The sequence below is a fragment of the Verrucomicrobiia bacterium genome (genome assembly GCA_035495615.1).
In the GTDB taxonomy this organism is placed as follows: domain Bacteria; phylum Omnitrophota; class Omnitrophia; order Omnitrophales; family Aquincolibacteriaceae; genus DATJFP01.
In genome coordinates this window covers 1-20,419 of the sequence record DATJFP010000083.1, presented here as the reverse complement: position 1 = coordinate 20,419, position 20,419 = coordinate 1, and the positions used below count along the sequence as shown (strand labels likewise).

The following is a 20,419-nucleotide window of genomic DNA, read 5'->3' as shown; positions in this document are numbered from 1 at the left end:
TCAGCGTTCCTCTTTCAGGAATTCTGATGCGCTCTTCGGCCCGGTGTTTTTTTGAGGGATCGCCGCGGGCGCAGAATCCCCCTGCAGCCGGGTGACCAGACCGGCCCCAAGCCAGAAATAAACGCTGACTTCCTGCCAGGCAAAGCTCGCGCTGAACATGTTGGCCGCGACAAAGGCGACGGCGCCTGACACGAACCCCAGGGCCACGGTCCTTGCAAAGGGATCGGGCGAGGAAAGCGCCCGCATGCCCGCCCCCAAAAACCGGCTGAGCAAAAAGAGAAAGACGAGCAGCGCGGGAACGCCCAGCTCCGCGGTCACCATGAGAAAGAGATTGTGCCCGTTGAAGCGGACCGTGCCCGCCCAGAACGGGATCACGCGCGTTTCGAAAAGATCATAGCCCGCGCCTTCCCAGGGATAGGCCTGGATCACGCGCAGGGCGCCGCGCCAGACATGGATGCGGTCTTCGGAACTGCGGTCGAGCGTCACGTCCGCCGCGCCGTGATGTTCGAACGTCATCTGGAAACGGCTGCGCACGGTCTCGGGCAAAAGCGAGGGATTCAAAAGCACGAAAATCGCCGCGCCGGCCATCACGAGGAAAAGGATGCGGCTGCGGAAAAATGCCACAGCCGCGCATCCGGCCGCGAGTGCGAGATAGGCGCCGCGCGAATAGGTGACGGTGATGACGCGCAGCGCGATTCCGATCGGAATCAGCCAGGCCCAGTAGGCGGGCTTGCGCCAATGCTGCAGGATGAACGCGGCGAACAGGAAAACCGCGAAGCAGAAAAACGACGCGCTCATGTTCGGTTCCTGGGCAATGCTGAGCACGCGCCCGCGGTCGAAGTCCCCCACGTTCCCGATGTCGAAATATTCGTGGAGGCCGAGCAGCGCGGCGGCAAAAGCTCCGGCGGCCGCCGCCATGGCCAGGGTCTTGAAATCGCGCGTGTCCCGCACGGCGAAGCAAAGGATGAGAAAAAGAAGCGCCGGGGTTCCCCATCCGCCGACCCAGTGCACGAAAGCCTGGCGCAGGTAATCCGGGCCGTACGGCAGATGATGGAGGATGGACACGAGCTGAAACGCCAGGAAAACGAGCAGGGCCATCACGAGGGTCCGGGCCTGCGGCTTCAAGGAAAAGGATTCCGGCTCTCCGGGTTCTTCCCCGGAGGAACGCGTCAGCACGTAAAGCAGCCCCGCGGCCGCGACAAGCGCCGCGTTGAAAAGGATCGTAAATTGCGACAGCTCTTCCTCGCCGCGGAGGATTTTACTGAACGGGACGTAGGCGATCACGCAGGACAAAAAAATGTCCGGCCTTCTTTTATAAAGGCAAAAACCCGCTCCGCCAAAACCGAGCACCAGGGACAGGGCGCCGGGAAGTACCAGGTCTTTGACCCGGAGAAAACAGATCAGAAGCAGCAAAGCGCCTGCCGAGATCAGGGCGCCGAGGTCCGCTTCGAAAATCGGGAGCGTTTTTTTTAACGGCATGGTCAGCTGTTTTCCTTGTTCGGGGTTTTGCTCCGCACGACTCGCGCGGGAATCCCGACGGCCACGGCGTGGTCGGGCACATCGTCGAGCACCACGGCGTTCGCGCCGATCTGGACGTCGTGGCCGATCGTGATGTCGCCCAGCACCTTGGCGCCCACGCCCACCATCACGCGGTCGCCGATCCGCGGCGCGCGGCCTCCGCTCACGCGGTTGCCGATCGTCACTTCATGATGCAGCGTGAAATCCGATCCGATCACCGCGCCGCCGTGGATCACGATGGCGCCGAAGTGCAGGATCAAAAGCCCGGGGCCGATCGAGGCTTCGGGCGGAATCGAAATGCCGGTCCAGACTTCGGCCACGCGCTGGATCACCATGCCGAGCAGCGGAATTTTTTTCTGCATGAGCCAGCGCGACGCGCGATAAGCCGCCACAGCCTGGAACCCGGCGGACGTGCACGTATGCAGAGTCCTGCGGGCCTTCCCGCCATAGCCGCACTGGTTGTAAGCCCTTTGATAATCCTGCCTTAAATACTCGAACATGACGCCCCCGTTTCCCGTTTGATGCCGGCCTTGGCCAGCAGCCCGTCAAAAAGCCGCGTGGTCTGGTCCACGGTTTTCTCGATCGTAAATTCTTCTTCAATGCGGCGCCGCGCCGCCCGGCCCATGGCCGCGGCCTTTTCCGGATTCCGGATCAATTCCAAAAGCCGCGCCGCCAAATCATCCGCGTCCGCGTGCCGCACCACGTAGCCTGTCTCCCCGTTGCGGATGAGCTCCGCGTTGCCGCCGACATCCGTCGCCACGACGGCCTTCGCCGCGGCCATGCCTTCCATGACCACATTCGAGCAGCCTTCGAAATGCGTGGACAAAACGCAGACGTCGAAACCGTTCATGATCTGCCAGGCATCGCGCCGCGCGCCCAGGAAACGAAAATTCGCGGCAAGGTTCCGGCGCTTCACTTCCGCTTCAATCGAGGGGCGCAGCGGGCCTTCGCCGGCCATCACGAATATCGCATGCGGCTCCTCGCGCACGACCTGCGCGGCCGCGCTCACAAGCGTCGCGTGATCTTTTTGACGCGCCATGCGGGCCACCATGCCCACGGCAATGCCTTTCGCGGGAATCCCCATGCCTTCGCGGACCGCGCGGCTGTCGGCGAGCAGCGGAAATTCCCGCAAGTCGATGCCGTTGTAAATCACGGTGATCTTGGCCGCCGGGATTTTCCACACGTTCACGAGCCCGGGCTCGATGGCCTTGACGTTCACGGTGATCTTATCCGTTTTCAGCGCCAGCACCTGGCTGACCAGGCGGTAATGCCACGGCATGTCATCGATCGGGTTACGCATGGCGCTGACGATGCACGGCACGTTTTCCAGGACCGCGGCGACCCGGCCATACATCTCCGCGGTGAAAAGCCAGGTGTAAACCAGGTCCGGCCCCAGGGACCGCAAGGCCCCGCGCACGGACGAAAGCGTCCGGAAAGACCATTTGCCCGCGTGGTCCACGGTCCTCACGGGAATGCCGGCCTTTTCCAGTTCGGCGTGATAATCCGCTTTCCCCGCCGATAAGCTGATCACGCTGACCTCGAACTTGCCGCGCGGAAACCGCTTCAAAATCTCGACGAGCTGGCGCTGCGCGCCGCCCAGGCCGAGATCGTCGATCACGAAGACCACGCGCGGGAGTATCACGGGTTTCATGCGGTCTCGCGCACCAGCGTCGTATTGAGTCCGGAATACGTGATGCCTACCAGCCCGCTGCCGCGGACCGTGAGACTGACCACGGTTTCATCCGTTTTCAATTCCGTCCCCGTCACTTCTGCATCGCCTGTCACCGCGACGCCGTGCCCGTGCACGCGCAGCTTCACGGCCGCGCCTTCGGGAGCAAGGAACCGGAGCACGGCCTTGCTTTCGTCCACGCTGATGGCCTCGTAAGGCACGCTCGAATAAAAATAGCGGTTCACATAAGGCTTGATGAGAAAATCGCGGTAGTCGTTCGGATTGCCGGACTTGCCCGCCTCCGCGGCCTTGGCGATATTGTAGGCCTCGCGCGCGGTCACGTAATGCAGTACGTATTTTTGTCCGTCGTTGTAATGGGTCGACAAATATTTGTTCATGCGACGTCCCCACTCTCCGAGCACGGCTTCATGATCCGGCGCCCGGTTGCTGTGCGCGAACACCTTCACGAAAATCCAGTCGGGCTTCCCCTTCACGTGCACGCCTTTTTTGATCCAGGAGTCGATGCGCTCTTCCGTGGGCAGCTCGGACGCCTCGATCTCGCCGTGATCGTAGACGGGCCGGATCCCTTTCCAATGGACCACGCTCTGCCCCGTGAATTCGAACAAATCTCCGACGCCGGGCTTGCCGACTTCGGCTTCCTGGCCCCAATCGTAGGACTTGGGCTTGGCCGGATCGTCGGTCGCGTAATACAGGCGGTTGACCATGTGCGGGTGCATCTGGCCCCAGGACGGATTGGTAAAATCCGCGTAGCAGCCCAGCTGGCGCAAAAGAATCAGCTCGTTGTTCACGCCGCATGCGCCTTTGCCGCGGGAATTGTCCAGGGACCACAGGCCGTGAATGAAAGCGAACGTCTTGCGCGGCTGCGGCTCGGCCGTGATCAGACTTCCCTGCTCGCGCGTCATTTCGAGCGCCTTGTTCATCATCTCCACGAATTGTTCGGACGTATTGTGGTCGTGGTGCATGTGAATCTCGATTTCGCCCAGGCCTTCGTAGGCCATCCCGGAAAGCTGGTTCAGGAATTTCGGCCGCTCTTCCGGCTTGGCGTCCGCGAAAAACCAGAACCAGCTGTGCTGCGGATGACGGCCGTCCGCGTCCTTGTACGCTGCCGCCATCTCGCGGTAAGCCTTGGTCCAGCGGTCCATGGTGGGCTGATCGTCCGGCTCGAAATGATCCGTGAACGCGAACATGACGTGGATGGGGCCCTGCACCGCGTCCACGGGATTCGAATGCAGCGAATCCCGCACGTACATGCCCAGCCACGGGTACTTCGCGTCCACTTTCGGCCAGAGCAGAACGCCGGCCACGCCCACGGCCACGATGAGGACCGGAAGAAAAATGAAAAAAAGGGGCAGCCTGCTGGTTTTGGAAGCCGTGTTTTTGGGCGTCGTCACTTGAAACTCCTTTTCGTTCAGGGCCTGCCCCGCATCCGGTGGAGCAGGACGTGGAGCGCGTCGAACGCGCCGGCCACTTTCATTTTGAAATCTTCGAGCGTGTCAAAGCCGCCGATTTCCGTGCGCTTGAGCAGGTACGGATTCGCGATGCGTCCGGGCTCGTTGGCGCCGGGGGCATTCGAGCACGCTCCCCGGTACCCGCATTCCTTGAGCAGCTCCAGGCAATCCTGGTCGTACTGCCCATAAGGATAACAAAAATAGTCCACTTTCTTCCCTAAAATCGCCTGCAGCGCCTCCTTCGAGGCGGAAAGCTCTTCCTTCTTTTGCTCTTTCGGAGTCTGATGCAGCCGCGGATGCGTCACGGTATGCGAGCCGAACTGGAAACCCGCGGCCGCCATTTCGCGGATTTGCTGCCGGTCCAGATATTTATCCCCGCCGATCTTTCCCGACACGCAGAAAATCGTTCCGGTCATGCCGAACTCTTTCATGATGGGCCAGGCGTCCGTGCAGTTGTCGCGGTAACCGTCATCGAAAGTAATGACGATCGGCCGCTCCACTTTACCGCCGCTCCCGAAAAAATAATCCAGCGGCACGGTGCGGTACCCTTCTTCCGCGAGCGCCTTCATTTGATCCCGGAAATTCTCAGGCGACACGTTCATGTAGTCCGCCTTCTCCGCGGTAATCGCGTGATAGCACAGGATACGCACTTCCGGGCTTTGGACCGCGCGCCGCTTCAGCGACGGATAAAGGCCGCGCGCCACCAGGCGCGAGAGCGTCCGTTTCATCGTGTAAACCTTTCGCAATATTCTTCGATGTTGCGGCGCAGGTCAAAATGCCGCATGACCCGTTCATGTCCGGCCCTGACGTGGGCAAGGCGCAGCGCAGGGTCCCGCGCGTATTTTTCCAAAGCCTCGACTAAAGCCGCCGCGTTCTTGGCTTCGACAATTTGTCCGGTTTCGCCGTCCCGCACGAGCTCCTCGACTGATCCGAACCGCGTCGTGATCACGGCGGTCTTGGCAGCCAGCGATTCGATCAAGACGTTCGGGATGCCCCAATGCCATTCCGACTGCGCCATAAGAACCGAGACATCGGATTTCTGATAATACGGGATCACATCCCGCTGCTTCAGCGGGCCCGTCATCGTGACTTCCTCTTGAAGCCCCAGCGACACGAGCTGCTTTTTGAGGCTTTCTTCCTCCGGCCCGCCGCCCACGATCGTGGCATGGAACGCCCTGCCTTTTTTCTTCAGGAGCGCGAGCGCGTCCAGGAAATAATTGAACCCCTTATAATAATGAAGCGTGCCCACCGACAAAATCTCGAAAACCGGATTCTTCTTTTCCCACGGCGCATCGAACTGGTCGAGCGGCAATCCGTGATAGATGATCCGCACTTTTTCCGGCGACGCGTCCGGCGACAGCTTGCAAAGGTAATCTTTGTTCTGCGCCGTGCACGTGCTGACGAATTCCGAGCGCGCGATTTTTTCCGGCAGGCCCGTGGTCTTCAGGTAGATGTCATGCGCATGCCCCATGAAGCTGAACCGGAGGCCCGTCAGGTCTTTCACGACCTGGGCAACGGACGCCGGATACGTAGCCCAATACGCGTGCACGTGCGTGACGCCGTTCTTTTCCGCCCAATCCGCGAACATCACGGCTTTGGGAAAAAAGATCAGCCCTTTGACCAGAAACTCCGGGCATTTCAGGTTCTGGCCGATCAAACTGCCCAGCGCCCTGAAATATTTCACGGGGCGCGTCACGAGCATCTTCAGGTTCGCGCCCAAGAGCCCGGCTGAAAAAAAATAAGGCAGATACAGGGTGCGGTCCAGCAGCTCCGCGGCCTGGTCGTGCACGACCTGCTTGGGGTCGGCGCGGCGCAGAGAAAAAATAACCGTGTCCAGGCGCTGCGAAAGCGCGTGGATCTCGCGCAGGATGAAAGCCTCGTCGTAGCTTGGAAAGCGCGAAACGATAAAAGCGATTTTTCCCTTCATCGGCCGTTCCGTTCCTTCAAGACGGCGGCATAGAGCGCCTCGTGGTCCGCCACCATTTTTTCCACGCTGAAATTCGCCGCGACCTTTTCCCGGGCACGCGCCACGATCTTTTCCCGCAGCGCTTTGTCGTCGATCAAAAGCGCGATCTTCGCGGCCAGCGCGCCCAGGTCTCCGGGCGGAACGAGAAAGCCGTCTTTCCCGTCCTCGAGGCATTCCTTGATCCCGCCCACGTCCGTACAGACGACCGGCACGCCGGCGGCCATGGCTTCGAGCACGGTCATCGGAAAACCTTCCCGATGCGAGCAGAGGACAAAAACGTCCATCGCGGCATAAAGCTCCGGGATGTCTTTGCGCAGCCCCGTAAAAATAATATTTTTATCCAACCCCATGAGCCGCGACTTTTCCATGAGCTGCGCTTTCAGTGCTCCGTCTCCCACGATCAGGCCCGTGACGTTTTTCCCCTGCCCCAGCAAAGTCTGAACCAGCTTGAGAAAATCCTCATGCGCTTTTTCCGGCGACAGGCGGCCTACGATGCCGAGCACCTGAGTCTCAGGCGCGACCCCCAAAGAGCGGCGCATGGTTTCCCGGTTCCCCGCGGCGGCAAACCGAGGCACGTCGATGCCGTTGTGCAGGACGACCGCTTTCGCCGCGGCTCCGTTCACCCGGCGCACGTAGAAGTCGCGGACTTTGTCCGAGACGTAAATCATCCGGCTGTTCGTGCGCACGAGAAACGAGTCCAGGAGGTGATGCCATCCGCTTCGCCACACGTCCATGCCGTGCTCGGTCGAGAGGACAGGCACATGCGCGCGATGCGCGGCCATTCTTCCCCACAGGTGCGCCGTGAACAGATGCGTGTGCACGAGATCGATCTTTTCGTCGCGGATGAGGCGCGTCAATTTCGGCACCAGCCCCCAATCGATCCTGGGCGCCTTATGCAGGGCAATCACTTTGATTCCTTCTTCTTCCAGGCCTCCGGCAAACCGGCCGCGGCCGTTCAGGCAGCAGACGACGGGCTCGAAACGGTCGCGGTGCAAATGCCGCACCAGATTCAGCACCACTTGCTCGGCGCCTCCGAGGTCGAGCGCCCAGATGACGTGAAGCACCCGGACGGGCGGCCGCTGTTCACTCATACCGGTTCCGGACCTTCCGTGGGCGGGGCTTCTTCCCCTGTCTGGGCCTCAGGCTCGTCGTCGAACCAGACCGAGTCGAGCTTCGCGCCGCGGATGCGCCGCGGCTTTTCTTCCGTGATTCCACCCGGCTGATACGGTTCTTTTTTCTCGAGAATGGTCAGGCGCATGACAAGGGCCAGGATGATCCAGAAATAGCTGGCCACCTCCTCGTGGTTGAGGCGCGACCCGAACATGTTGGCGGCAAGCAGGCCGAAAAGCCCGCCGATCACGCCCAGCGAAAAGGCTTTGGTGAAGGGCTCCTGTGTGGCCAGGAAAAGGTGCCAGGAATACCCGATGGACATGAACACGATGATCAGAAAAATGATCACGCATGGGATGCCCTGCTCGGTGGCGAGAATGACGTAGGTGTTGTGCGCGTCAATCTCGATGCCTCCTTTCCAGATCTCCCGGATGCGGATGGGGAAAAGGCCGTACCCCACGCCAAAAATCGGGTTCTCCTTGATGAGCTGCAGCGCGGCCTTCCAGATGTCGAGGCGGCTTTGCGCGCTGGCCTCGAGATGGGGCTCCCCTTCCTCGCCCATGAGCGACCCGGAGGAGGCGCTGCTGCTCTTATGTTCCAGGGTCTGGGCCATGCGGTCTCGAATACCTCCCGGCAAAATCCAGGGATTGAAGACGGCAAAGATGCTGGCCACGATGAGCAGCGCGAAAAGCCCGCGGCTGCGGACGAAGGTGATCGCGTACAGGCCGACGGCGCACGCGACGTAGCCGCCGCGGGAAAACGTCACCATGATGCCGCGGAACATGATGAGGAACGGAAGAAGCAGCCACCAGGCTTTTTTCTTCTGCATGTTCATGAGGAAAAATCCTAACGGCAGGAACATGTAATAAACGAAGAACGCGGCCAGCGTGTTGGACTGGTCGGAGATGCCGCCGATGCGCGCCTTTTCCATGCTGCCCACGTCGCCCAGGTTGATGTAATCGTAAATCGCCATGAGGCCCACGATGGTCGTCGTCATGATCATGATGATGACGATGTTCTTGATCATGAACCGTTTTTTGACCGTATTGAGCACGAGGTAATACATCATGATAGGCGTGATCCAGCGCTTGAACTCGATGATGGCGTAATGCAGGTAGCCGCCGCCGTAAGACGTGCCGCGCACGACTGCGATGAAGCCCAGAAAGACGAAAAGGCCGATGGGCAGGTTGAGCGGCGTCTTCAGCCAGATCGGTTCGTCCTCCGAGTAGCGGCCGGAAAACCAGACGATGATGATGAACAGCATGAGGATGTTCGTGAGGTTGAAGGCCTGCACGATGCCGCCGAAATCGCCGACCAGCACCTTGCTGTAAGGAAGGTACACGACCAGAAAGTATGTGATGAACTCCGGATGATTCATGCCCTGGACCAGCAGGTAGGTTCCCAGGATGGCGGCCACGCCGTAAAGCAGGATCGGAGGAAGCGCCAGCTCTTTGGTGATCAGCATGCCGAAGCAGAACGACAGGATGCCCATCAGCACGAGCGCGTTGCGGTTCTTCCGCTTGAACTGGATGCTTTCTATGTCCTGATCCATTACAAAAGTCCCTGATAGAGTTCGCAGATCTGCCGGGCGTTGCGCTCCATCGTGAAGAGTGCTTCCGCCCGCTTCCGGCCTTTAACGGCCATGGTTTTGGCCTCGCCGGCATCCGTTATATATCGGCAAAGAGCCGCCGCCAGCCCAGCGGCATCTCCGGGCGTGACGAGAAGCCCGGTTTCATTCTCTTCCACCATGTCCAGGACCCCGCCCGCCCGGGTTGCGACAACGGGCTTCGAGGCCAGCATGGCCTCCAGCACCACGAGCCCGAACGGTTCCGGACGCGTGGACGCATGCACCACGATGTCCGCGCCCGCGTAAAGCGCCCACACGTCTTCCTGCCAGTCCAAGAAGATCACGCGTTTTTCCAGCCCCTTTTGCCGGACGAGTTCTTTCAGGTGTTTGAGGTAATAGCCGTCCGGAGAAGGATCGTGGCCGGCGAGAACGCCGACGATGCGCGTGGTCTGCGAAAGCGCGTCGAGAAGAATTTCCTGCCCTTTCCACGGGACAAGGCGGCCGGGCAAAATCGCCGCGGTCTGATCAGGCTCGAGCCCCCATTTTTTACGCTGCGCCGCGCGGCGGACTTCCAGGTCCGCGGGCACCGCGCCCGCGTCCATACCGTTCAGCACAGGAACCACCTCGCGGCCGTTTAATTCGCGGCTGAAAAACGCCGCCCCCGGGTTCGAGATGCAGACCAGACGGTCAATCGCATGCAGCGCGAGTTTTTCCAGGCGCGTGAAAGGCCGCCATCCGTGCAGGTGGCAGAGAATTTTACAGCCCGCGAGCCGGCCCGCGGCGACAAGAGGCAGATGCGAAAGCACTTCGTTGTTGAGATGGATGACGCGGATCTTCTTTTTCTTCAGATCGCAATAGATTTGAGGCACGAGAAAAGGCAGGCGCAAAAGCCCGGCCACCATCAGTAACGGGCCGCCGCCTCCGGACGCGTGGTCCTGCGAAATGGGCACGGGAAAACGCCAGGATTTCCGGTACTCAATTTTCCATCCTTGTTTTTCCAGCGCATCGAGAAAAGGCCCCTGCGCATAGGCGCTCAGATGCACGTCCCAGTATTTCTTCGGAATCAGGGGCACGAGCTGCGCCAGGTATTTAGCCGTGCCGCCGAAGCCGCTTCCGGACTCGGCAATGAGCACGGCGGACTTGGAACCTTCCCGCGCCTCCGGCAGCGCCAGATCCAGAAAATCGCGGGCGATCTTTTTCCACGGAAAACGAACGGCCGCGGTTTCCCGCGCGCGGTTCCCGAGATCACGTCCGAGGGAGGGATTCGCGAGGATACGCTCCAGGGCCTTTTCCAAACCCGTTTCCCCTTCCTTGACCGGAACCAGAATCCCGTCCTGATCGGACGAAAGGATTTCGGCCGGACCGCCGTGGTTGAACGCCACGACAGGCGCGCCCGCGGCCATGGCCTCGATCACGACCATGCCGAACGGCTCTTTCCACAGCGAAGGAAACGCGAGCGCGGACGCCATTTGAAAATAATGCGGCATCTCTTCCCGCGCCGCATGGCCGGTGAAAACGATTTTGTCCTCGCAGCCCTTGGCCAGTTCTTTCAGCCGCTCGATGTACGGGCTGGACCCCGGATCGGAAAACGTCTTGCTGCCGACGATGACCAGGCGCAGGTTCTTATGCCGCGCGCAAAGGCCGCGGAACGCCTCGATGAGAAGATGCACGCCTTTTTCTTCCACGAGCCGGCCCGCGAACAAAATCACGCGGTCGTCTCCGATCTTCAGCTTCCGGCGAAGGGCCTCGGTCTTTTCCCTGGCATCCGGGCCGGGCGCGAACGCTTCCACGTCCACGCCGTTATGGAGAACCGCCAGCTTGCCGTCGAGATCCGGGTAAGAGGCTTTGGCTGTTTCCGCGAGCGAGGCGCTGCAGGCCGTGATACGGTCGCAGGCGTTGATCGCGTTCGAATTCCAGACCTGATAGTCTTTTAAATTGCTTTCGTTATGGAGCGAAAGCACGATGCGGGTTTTAGGAAACGCGCGGCGCAGCCAGGGCACGAAGTGCATGCGCGAATGCACCCAGATCACGTCGGGCTGGATACTCCGCATTTTTCGCGCGGCCCAGCGCACGTAGGGCCAGTAATAAAGGGAAGACTTGCTCTGTTTGAACGGCAGGCGCCAGCTCGAAAGCAGCAGCCGGCCGAAAGCGCCGGGCCGGTAGCGGTGATAGGTGCGAAGGCCGCGGGTTTCGGTGAGCGGAAGGGCCGGGTCCGCGATGCCGAGAACAAACACCTGCGCGCCGGGAATCTGGCGCGAGACTTCTTCGATGACAGTTTCCGTGGCTCCGCCGCGGACCGGCGGCACGGGAAAAAATTCCGGGGCGAGAATGGCGATCTTCACGAAGCGGCTCCGGGCGCGGCGTCCCGCACGACCGGAGGCCGGTCGCGGCGCAGAGGCCTGCGGTGAAGCCAGTCCTGGAAACAGTAATAAATGATGCCGCGGTAGAGATGGCGGCGCAGCCAATGCCATTCCGCTTCTTCCCGGTCGCCTTTCAGGAGGCTTCCGAGCGCCTCGACATGCAGCCACAGGAAATAACGCGGCACCCAGAGCGGAATGCGGAAGATCGTTCTGTTCTTGTCCATTTCCTGGAGGCCGCTCGCGTTGCCGCGGCCCTGGCGGAACATGCGGCGCGACAGGTAGCGCCGCGTCATCTGGGATTCCTGGACTTTGTGCTGAACGCCCGCCGCGGGCTGGTACACGAGCTTGCGGCCCGAACGGAAGGCGCGAAGGAAAAATTCCACGTCTTCCGCCGTTTCTCCGGGCAGGTAGCCGCCCATCTCGAGATAAAGGCTGCGTCGGTAGGCGCTGTTGGGGCCGATGAAGGAAAGCGCTTCGTCTTTGATGACAAACGGCTCAGGGCCATGATCCACCATGCCCATCTGCTTGGCCATCCTGTCGCTCAACCAGCGCGGCCGTTCTTTTGTCCAGAGCGGCCGCACGGGGCCGGCGACGCCGTCGGCATGGTACTCGACGAACGTACGGTAAACCTGCGCGACCCAGTCCTGCGGCAGTTTGGTATCGTCGTCGGTAAAAAGGAAAAACTCGCCGCGCGCCACGCGCAGCGCCGCGTTAAGAGCGTGAGACTTGCCCTGCTTCGGCTCATGAAGGTAATGAAGCGGGACCGGAAAATCCTTGGCCAGCTCGCGCACGACATCCGCCGTCCTGTCTTTGGAGGCGTTGTCCGCGACCACCACTTCGAAGTTCAGGCCCAGAGGCGTCTTCTGCCGCGCGAGGTCGAGCAGCGTTTCCACGAGATAATCCGCGCGGTTGTACGTCGCGATGATGACGGAAACCTGGAAGTCTTTTTTTTCCGGCTCCAGGTCGCCCAGCTGTTTGGACACGATCATTCCCTTCCCGGGGTTACGGCGACTTTTTTCTTTTTCATGCTGGTTCCCTTTGCTGTCCGGTTTGGAATCTCAGCGCCGGTTTTGCGGCAGGCGAAGGAGCGAGACCACGATCCCGACGACGCTCACGACCAGCGCGAAGTAAGGCTTGAAAAAGCCCATGACCTTCCGGCCCGCGCCCTTCCCCTTTTGGAAATACATGCCGACCGCGAAGTCTTTCATCACCGCGCCTTTGATGTGACGGAACGCGGGGCGCATCTTGCTGTGCCGCAGGTATTCGCAGCCCAGAAGATATTCGAAGGAAACGCCGCGGCGGCGGTAGCCTTTCAGATCCGGAATTTCTTTTCCATAAAGCCGCAGCATTTTTTCGTAAAAGCGCCAGTAGCCGTCGTAGACCTTGAAAAGGTTCTGCGTGGTTTTCTGCGGGTGGTCGCGGTGTTCGGCCAGCACTTCGTCGAGGCAGAAGATCTCGTAGCGGCGCGCGATCCTGAGCCAGAGGTCCCAGTCTTCGGCGACTTTCAGTTCGGGGTCAAAGACACCGACCGTGTCCAGGCATTCGCGGCGCACCATGGTGGTCGTTGTCGGGACGAAATTTTTTCCGGTAAGCAGGTCGAGGAAACCGCGCGGGAAATCCGGCGGACAGATTTGGCGCGTTTCTTCCTGCCGGCCGCCGATTTCGTAACGGACGAGTTTTGTGGCGAGAAGGCCGACGCCCGGATGCGCCTCCATGTAAGCGGCCTGCCGGGCAAGTTTCTCCGGCAGCCATTTGTCGTCCGAATCCAGAAACGCGATGTATTTGCCGCGGCTTGATTCGATGCCGCGGTTGCGCGCTCCGGAAATGCCCCGGTTCTCCTGCTTCACGTACGTCAGCCGGCCGCCGTAGCGCTTCTTCACGAGGTCTTCGGTGCCGTCCGTAGAGCCGTCGTCCACGAGGATGACTTCGTAGTCGGAAAAAGTCTGCGCGAACACGCTGTCCAGCGCTTCCGAGATGAGGTGTGCCCTGTTGTAGGAGGGCACAACGACGCTAATAAGAGGTGAGGCCATATTTCAGGTCGGCCGGAAGGTCGGGCTTGAGCTCGCCTTTGAAACGCTCGCCCTCGACCCACGGCAGATTTTGTTTGCCCGCCAGGCGCCGCACCTTGTTCAGCATGCGGACGTGCAGACGGGTGCTTTTCACTTTGCCCACGTGCTCTTTGCACCAGTAAAGGCGCCGGGAAATGGAGCCTTCTTCCAGGTTCCATTTTTTCGCGAAGAGCTTCAGTGAGCGTTCGGCTTCCTTCGGGTTCCAGCGGAAGATCATGTAGTCACGGTCCGCGCCGCGTAGATCCCAGATGCGGTCATACTGATAAGCGCCGACCGACTTGGGTTCCAGGAGGATGCGGAAGCCCGCCTCCTGCAGCCGGAACGTATAGTCGAGGTGCTCGGAGATCATGAGATCATCCAGAGGGCCGACCTTGTCCAGCAGCTTCTTGGAAAACAGCACGGCATGCCATTCGAAATATTCGCTGGGGCGCGCTTCCTTATAAGGATACTCCTCGAGCTTCGTGCCCGAGAACGTCATCAGACTGTCCAGGAACATCTTGCCGTCGGGCTGCTGCTTGCGCACGATGGTGCCCTCGGCCACGTGAATGATGTTGCCGCGCGGGTCGTTGAGCTTTGTCGTCAGGTAAATCGGGTGCACGCAGTCGACCTGGCATTCCTCCGCGGTCTTGACCAGATTTTCCACGCAGCCTTCGAAGACCTCGACGTCGTTGTCGATGTAGAGGACGTACTTGGTGTCGATCATCGCCATGGACTCGTTGACCATCTCATGCGGGAATTTCCAGCGGTTCGAAGGCACGATCTTGATGTTCGGGTGCTTGGCGGCGATGGCCTCGAGCTGCTTGCGGCGGAATTCCGGCGCATGCCCTTCCATCACCAGCATCTTGAACGGCACGGTCGTGACGTCCAGGATCCTTTGCACGCAGTCGTGGGCCATGTTAAAACTCTCGCGCGGCACCACGACCACCGTGACGAGAGGGTTCTGATTCGAGTTCATTTTTGCTTCCTCCGTTTTAATCGATAAAATTTTTAAAGACTGTTAATTCTTGCCCGCGTCGTAAAAAGGGCAAAGCTTTTTTCCGGTCCCGAACGGGAGCCAGTGCACGAAGCGCTCTTTGAACGCGCCGCCGTGATGCAGCAGCCAGATCTCGGACCGGAAACGGTCGATGTCCGAGCTGCCCGGCGTCAGGCGCACCTTCGTAAAACGCGCCAGCGCTCCCAGCACTTCTTTCCAGATCCAGGCCGGCGCGATCGTGAAAGCATGATGCCAGCGCCACGCCGCGGTATGGCCGAACGTGCGGCCGATGTCCCGGTACCATTTCCTGAAAAAATCGCGCGTGAGCCGCTCGGGCTCGACGCGGTGATGCACGACGGCCGCGGGATCGTACAGGATTTTAAACCCCGCCGCCGCGATCCGCTCGAAAAATTCCCGGTCTTCGCCGCCGATCAGGCTGTTCCCCTTGCGGCCGAGATCCACGCGGAAATTCCCGCACTTCTCGAAAACACGGCGCCGGAAGGCCATGTTCGCGCCCAGGTACGTCCGGTCCCCCGCCTTCCACGCCTTGCGCACGGGTCCCAGGTCCTGGCTGATAAGCGGCGCCTTGAGGTCGTCGGTCAGCCAGTCCGGCCTGGCGCACATCCACTTCATCTCGATCCTGCCGCCCATGGCGTCGCAGTCGGTTTCCTGGAAGCACGAGCAAATGCCTTTGACCCAAAGCGGGTCCACGAGCACGTCGTCGTCCAGAAAGGCAAGCACCTCGCCCGTCGAGGCTTCGATGCCGCTGTTGCGCGCGTGCGAAAGGCCCTGTTTGGCCTCGAACACGTACTTTGCCTTGAAAAGCCCGGGACTCGCCGTGAACTTTTGCGCGACCTCCGCGGTATTGTCCTTGGAGTTATTATTGACGATCACGACTTCAACCGCAACAGTCCCGGGAATTTCCTGGGCCCTGAGGGTTTCCAGGGTCTCGCGCAGACTTTCCGCGCGATTGTATGTACAAAGAATAAGGCTTAAAGACTTCAACGCCGCTCCTGACTAAAAATTATCCCCATGCAGGCGGAAATAAAGAAGAACAAGGCCCACGATCACGAACACCGCGATGAACACCGCCAATTTTCCGGCGAGCGCGGGATCGTCCAAATGGCGGCCCGGCTCAAAACGCTTGCGGGGCCGCTTCTCTTCAGCGCCCACGGCCTACCCCCGCTGTTTTGCTTCGGGGATAAACCCGCGGCTTCCCATAATTAACGACAAGTCCGGCGCCAACCCAAGCCTTCAACTTGTCCATGTTAGAGCTCCACTTTCTCGGGACGTTTGCGGATCATGGCTTTGAAAACCGAAAGGCCGACCGCCGCGTACGGCTGCAGGAATTTATAGACGGGATTGGAATAACGCGCCCAGGTGATGCTGAGGCCCACCCAAGGCATGTAGCGAATCGACTTCCAATAATAATAGGCCGCCATCCGGTGATCGCCTTCATCGGACGCGTTCACGGCTTCCGCGTAAAAGCGCCTCCCATAGCTGGCAATGCCGCGGTCGAGCAGCCGGCGCCCGTGACGATTGACATTGCGCTTGTCCGCGCGAAGCGTTCGCACCGACTCGCGAAAACGCAGGTGCGGGATGCCTGACAAGTTGCCGGGATGGCACGCATAAAGCACGAGCGCGTCCTTCAAATAGTAGATGGGAAATTTTTTGACAAAACGCAGGTAAAAGTCGTAATCGTTCGTGATGAGGAACCGCTTGTCGAACGGACCGATGTCGTGGAAATCATTTTTGCGCAGCAAAACTCCCGAAAGCGTGCGCAGGATGCATCCTTCCAGCACCAGCTGCTTGTAACTCACGAAAGGCTGTTCCGGCTCCCGGTCGATCTCGCGGCGGCCGTCGGTAAAAACCCGGATGGCCCGGACGTACACCATGCCCACGGACGGAAGTTCTTCGAAGACCGCGAGCTGCTTTTCCAATTTTTCCGGAAGCCATTCGTCGTCGTCGTCCAGGAAGGCGATGTAATCGCCGGCGGCCAGATCGACGCCCATGTTGCGCGCCGTGACGGCATCGGCTTTTTTTACGAAATGATACCGGACGCGCTTGTCCTCGGTTTCCAGTTCTTTGGCAACGTCGCGCGGGCCCTCATGAGGGCCGTTGTGGACGATGAGAAGTTCCAGGTCTGAAAAGGTCTGCGCCAGGACGCTGAGCGCGGCACGGCGCAGGGATTCGGGCCTGCTGTAAGCGGGAATGATGACGCTGACCTTAGGCATAGGCCCTTTCTCCGCCGCGCGGGACCTTGCGCCGGTTCTTGTATCCGAGGGCGCACATCGCCTCCTGCGGCGTAGTAAAAACGAAATCCGCGGCCTTCGGATGCGAAAGCAGTGTCTCGAGGTTCGCTTTCAGATTTTCGGCATGGGCGCGTACCGTGAAAATATCAGATCGCATGACCGGAGCTAGGTAACGCGCGGTCTCGAGCCATTGATAAAGCATGATCCGGAAATGATCCGGCCTCTGGTTCAGGTTGAGCGTCGCGTTCCACGGCCGCAGATGCGCGGGCCGGAACATCCGGGCATAAAGGCGCTCGAGCCTTCCCCCCTTGGGCGAAATCATGCCCGTGGTGAGAGGAATAATCCAAAGGCCGTCGGTCTTGACCGGATCCGCGACGCTGAAATCCGCGGCCGAAGGACGGTACGGTTCGTGCGGGACGGTCCTGAAATCCGGGAGATCATCGGTGAATTTTTCCCCCACGATTTTCATCATGAGCGACGCGGGCTGGCGCGGGTACCCCGGCTCCGGGGTCAAATCGTACTGCGCGCCCATTTTTTCCGCGAAACGCAGCGACTCATTGTTAAGCCAGCGGTCGCCAAAGCGGATGAGCCGGCAGGTCTTTCCGAAAAAGTCCTCATAGGCTTCGAAGCACATGCGGACGCAATAATCCACCCATTCCTGGTCCCCGTAATGCCCGGTCCAGGCCTTGTCCGCCTCATTCCATTTGAAAGCATGCGGGTGCACGCCGATCTCGTCGCCGGCCGCCAGAAATTCTTCGATCGCGGCGGCATACTGCTCGAGCGGCCATTGCGCGGTTCCATAAGTGTCCTTGATCTGCGGATCGAGGCGAAAGAACCACGAATAACGCGCCGGCCTTCCGGATAGCGCGGTCAGCCGCGAACGCAGGTCTTCGAAGAAAGGCACGGCCCGTTCGAAACCCACCCAGGGAATGGGATTTCCCGGAGTCGTTTTGCGCGGATCAGGCTCTCCGTCGAGGCAGAAAATAACCGGTATTTTAGGATCGGGTTTCAAGTGCGATCTTCCCTTCGGCCGGAGGATTTGAGGCAAGCGGCTGAGTTTGGCTCTTTTCTGAAAGCGCGCGGCGCGTGGCTTCCAGATACGCATGGCCCCATTTGCGGCAGGGCTCGAGGTGATTGCCCTCGGCCCATTCGTTCCAGGCATTGATGAAAATAAAATTTTCTTCCGCGCTCGGCGGCGTAAAGCGCTCGGCCGCGCCTTTCAGCCATTTTTCGTAAAGCGCGGGCGAAGCGTCTTTCAGGATGACCGCGTGTTTTTTGCGGCGCGCGGAGTTGTCCCACGACGGCGTGACGCCGGGAAAGCGCTTGTACGCCGGCAAAGGCCGGGCAAGCATCTTCTCGGCCACGGCCTGGTAATCGAAGATGATCTGCTCGTCGTAGACGCGGTCCGCGAGGCGGAGCTTGCGCAGAAATTTCCAGCGCTTGCTGCGCTGCAGCGGCAAACCCAATTCGCCGTAGGCGGGCTGGAATTCGACGCCCGCGTCAAAGCCGATCTCGGCCGGACTCTTCCGTTCGTCCGCGAAGCTTTCCACGCGGCAGAGATAAATTTCGCCGATGCCCTGGCGCCGCGCCTCGTCGCGCCACACCTCGGCGGTTTTCGCGGGATTGGGCATGTTGGCCGCGCGGTAGATCAGGAAGACAGGCTTGCCATCCACGCGGATGTAGCGCTTGTCGCGGAATGCGTAGGCCAGCCACTGCATGTGGCGGCGGTCGTCTTCTTCGGAATAAACCTGCTGGAGCAGGATTTTCTTGTTGTCGCCGTCCCAGTTACGCGTCCAGTTCTCATTGGCCCAGCACAGCATGAAAGGAAAATCCGGCTTGCCCATGGACAGGACTTCGTCAAAAGGCCGTTCGAGGACGCGGCGGCCGTTGAACCAGTAATGGTAATAACAGAAGCCCTGGATGCCGTACGACGACGCCAGCCGCGCCTGCGCCTCGCGCGCGTCGGCCAGCCTCAGGTCGTAAAAACCGAGGTCCGCGGGAAGATGCGGCTGGTAATGGCCCGGAAACAAAGGCTTCGCCTTGGTCACGTTTGTCCATTCCGTAAAGCCTTTCCCCCACCATTCGTCGTTTTCCGGAATGGGATGGAATTGCGGCAGATAAAAAGCCACGGGCCTGAGTTTAATCTTTTCCGACATACATTTTCCTCGTCTTGTCGCTTAATTCTTCCAGCGCATGTTCGACGGCCGCCCAAACCTGATCGACCTGAATGGAAAGAATGCATTCGAACAGCACGCTGTGTTTGCAAAAATCTTTCGGGTCCCCCCCGATGGCGCCGAGGCAAGGCGCGCACTCCACCGAAGGGCGCACGATGTGGCAGTTCCAGAGCGGAGCCAGGAGATCCGGATTCGTGGGGCCGTATACCGCGACAATCCGGTTAGCTTTCGCCAGCCCGGCCAAATGGAGCGGCCCCGTATCGTTCGCAATGACGAGGTCCGCCTGGGAAAGCACGCCCATCAACTGGGGCAGCGTCAGCTTGCCCGCGAGATTCGTGATCGACTCAGGCGCCGCCGCGCGGATCTGCTCGCAAAGCGCCGCTTCATCCGGGCCGCCGGTCAAAAAAACCGCGGCGCTCTTCTCGAACACAAGCCGCCCGGCCACTTCAGCGTATTTGAGCGGGTCCCATTGCCTCAAGTTTACGCCGGCCTTGCCGCCGGGATGGATGACGACTTTCAAGCCTCTGACCGATTGCATGTCGACGCTGGGCGCGGGCTCGACCAGCGCCAAGGCCTTCCACCGCTCGTCGATGATAGCCGTGGTTTGTTTGTGCGGCAGCACGCGCACGTAAAGAATCCGCAAATTCAACGGAGCTTCGGGCGCGGACGGGCATGAAAGATAACGCCACACGGCCTTGTCGCAAAAAAAGGAGCCGTAACGTTTGCGCGCGCCCGCGAGGTAAAAGAGCTTGGCCGCATAGTCGGCATTCAATTTCCCGGGCCCCAGAATCAACGCCAAGTCATAATGGCGGCTGAGGAGGCGGAAACAAAGCCAGGGGTCCATGACAAACACTGAGAACAAAGGCAGATGCCCGTAGCGCAGCAGGCGGACGACATTAAAGCCGTTTTTCAAATAGTAAGTCCGGGATATGGATTTATTCCATTCGGCGACGCCGCGCGTCGTCGTGAGGAGGTCGATCCTGGCCTTCGGATATTCGCGTTTGACTTCGGCAAGCAGCGGCAGCGAAAAAACATGGTCTCCGATCCCGCCGAGATTGAAAACGATTGCCCGGCGGACAGGATTTGCCGCCGGCCTTTTGCGCAAAAGCGCCGCCGCCAGGAGCGCCAGGCAGAATAAAGGAAACAAAAGGGCATGTGCGGCGGCCAGAGCAGCGGCCAGCACGTCTTTTTTCCGAATATCGATTTTTTTTCCGAACAGGGACAGGATCATGATGTCTTTCCGCCTATTTCTTTATGCTCTTATGGATAAGATTTTGGGCTTTCGCAGCAAA

Annotated in this window: 18 protein-coding genes; all 18 read right to left on the bottom strand. The window is 60.0% G+C overall.

Translation table 11 applies throughout. From position 1 onward, the window contains the following. Complete coding sequence (locus tag VL688_10345) at positions 1–1,479, bottom strand: O-antigen ligase family protein (protein ID HTL48443.1); 1,479 nt, start codon at positions 1,477–1,479, stop codon at positions 1–3. Positions 1,480–1,481: 2 nt separating this feature from the next. After that, positions 1,482–2,018 carry a serine O-acetyltransferase gene (locus tag VL688_10340; GenBank protein ID HTL48442.1) on the bottom strand — a complete coding sequence of 179 codons (537 nt, stop codon included), beginning with the start codon at positions 2,016–2,018 and terminating at the stop codon, positions 1,482–1,484. After that, positions 2,003–3,169 (bottom strand): glycosyltransferase, encoded by a 1,167-nt coding sequence (locus VL688_10335; protein HTL48441.1) that lies wholly within the window; start codon positions 3,167–3,169, stop codon positions 2,003–2,005. The genes VL688_10340 and VL688_10335 overlap by 16 nt, the downstream gene beginning before the upstream one ends. Further along, positions 3,166–4,599, bottom strand: coding sequence for a hypothetical protein (locus VL688_10330; GenBank protein HTL48440.1), 1,434 nt, complete (start codon positions 4,597–4,599; stop codon positions 3,166–3,168). Before VL688_10330 ends, VL688_10335 begins: the two co-directional genes overlap by 4 nt. A 17-nt stretch (positions 4,600–4,616) precedes the next feature. Beyond that, positions 4,617–5,384, bottom strand: coding sequence for a polysaccharide deacetylase family protein (locus VL688_10325; protein HTL48439.1), 768 nt, complete (start codon positions 5,382–5,384; stop codon positions 4,617–4,619). Then, positions 5,381–6,583, bottom strand: a complete 1,203-nt coding sequence (locus tag VL688_10320) for a glycosyltransferase family 4 protein (GenBank protein ID HTL48438.1) — start codon at positions 6,581–6,583, stop codon at positions 5,381–5,383. Before VL688_10320 ends, VL688_10325 begins: the two co-directional genes overlap by 4 nt. Further along, positions 6,580–7,713, bottom strand: coding sequence for a glycosyltransferase (locus tag VL688_10315; GenBank protein ID HTL48437.1), 1,134 nt, complete (start codon positions 7,711–7,713; stop codon positions 6,580–6,582). Before VL688_10315 ends, VL688_10320 begins: the two co-directional genes overlap by 4 nt. Further along, positions 7,710–9,284: an O-antigen ligase family protein gene (locus VL688_10310; GenBank protein ID HTL48436.1), complete on the bottom strand. Its 1,575-nt coding sequence runs from the start codon at positions 9,282–9,284 to the stop codon at positions 7,710–7,712. The genes VL688_10315 and VL688_10310 overlap by 4 nt, the downstream gene beginning before the upstream one ends. Beyond that, the gene (locus tag VL688_10305) at positions 9,284–11,641 is read right to left on the bottom strand and encodes a glycosyltransferase family 4 protein (GenBank protein ID HTL48435.1); all 2,358 of its coding nucleotides are present in this window, start codon (positions 11,639–11,641) and stop codon (positions 9,284–9,286) included. The genes VL688_10310 and VL688_10305 overlap by 1 nt, the downstream gene beginning before the upstream one ends. Beyond that, positions 11,638–12,648: a glycosyltransferase gene (locus tag VL688_10300; protein ID HTL48434.1), complete on the bottom strand. Its 1,011-nt coding sequence runs from the start codon at positions 12,646–12,648 to the stop codon at positions 11,638–11,640. The genes VL688_10305 and VL688_10300 overlap by 4 nt, the downstream gene beginning before the upstream one ends. Positions 12,649–12,717: 69 nt before the next feature. After that, positions 12,718–13,662: a glycosyltransferase gene (locus VL688_10295; GenBank protein HTL48433.1), complete on the bottom strand. Its 945-nt coding sequence runs from the start codon at positions 13,660–13,662 to the stop codon at positions 12,718–12,720. 7 nt (positions 13,663–13,669) lie between these two features. Then, positions 13,670–14,683 carry a glycosyltransferase gene (locus VL688_10290; GenBank protein ID HTL48432.1) on the bottom strand — a complete coding sequence of 338 codons (1,014 nt, stop codon included), beginning with the start codon at positions 14,681–14,683 and terminating at the stop codon, positions 13,670–13,672. 42 nt (positions 14,684–14,725) lie between these two features. After that, positions 14,726–15,706, bottom strand: a complete 981-nt coding sequence (locus VL688_10285; protein ID HTL48431.1) for a glycosyltransferase — start codon at positions 15,704–15,706, stop codon at positions 14,726–14,728. 12 nt (positions 15,707–15,718) lie between these two features. Further along, entirely contained in the window at positions 15,719–15,874 is a 156-nt protein-coding gene (locus VL688_10280; protein ID HTL48430.1) for a hypothetical protein, read from the bottom strand. 95 nt (positions 15,875–15,969) lie between these two features. Then, entirely contained in the window at positions 15,970–16,935 is a 966-nt protein-coding gene (locus VL688_10275) for a glycosyltransferase family A protein (protein ID HTL48429.1), read from the bottom strand. Next, positions 16,928–17,965 carry a hypothetical protein gene (locus VL688_10270; GenBank protein HTL48428.1) on the bottom strand — a complete coding sequence of 346 codons (1,038 nt, stop codon included), beginning with the start codon at positions 17,963–17,965 and terminating at the stop codon, positions 16,928–16,930. The genes VL688_10275 and VL688_10270 overlap by 8 nt, the downstream gene beginning before the upstream one ends. Continuing rightward, complete coding sequence (locus tag VL688_10265; protein HTL48427.1) at positions 17,949–19,109, bottom strand: glycoside hydrolase family 99-like domain-containing protein; 1,161 nt, start codon at positions 19,107–19,109, stop codon at positions 17,949–17,951. Before VL688_10265 ends, VL688_10270 begins: the two co-directional genes overlap by 17 nt. Continuing rightward, entirely contained in the window at positions 19,093–20,358 is a 1,266-nt protein-coding gene (locus VL688_10260) for a glycosyltransferase family 9 protein (GenBank protein HTL48426.1), read from the bottom strand. Before VL688_10260 ends, VL688_10265 begins: the two co-directional genes overlap by 17 nt. Between the last annotated feature and the right edge of the window lie 61 nt (positions 20,359–20,419).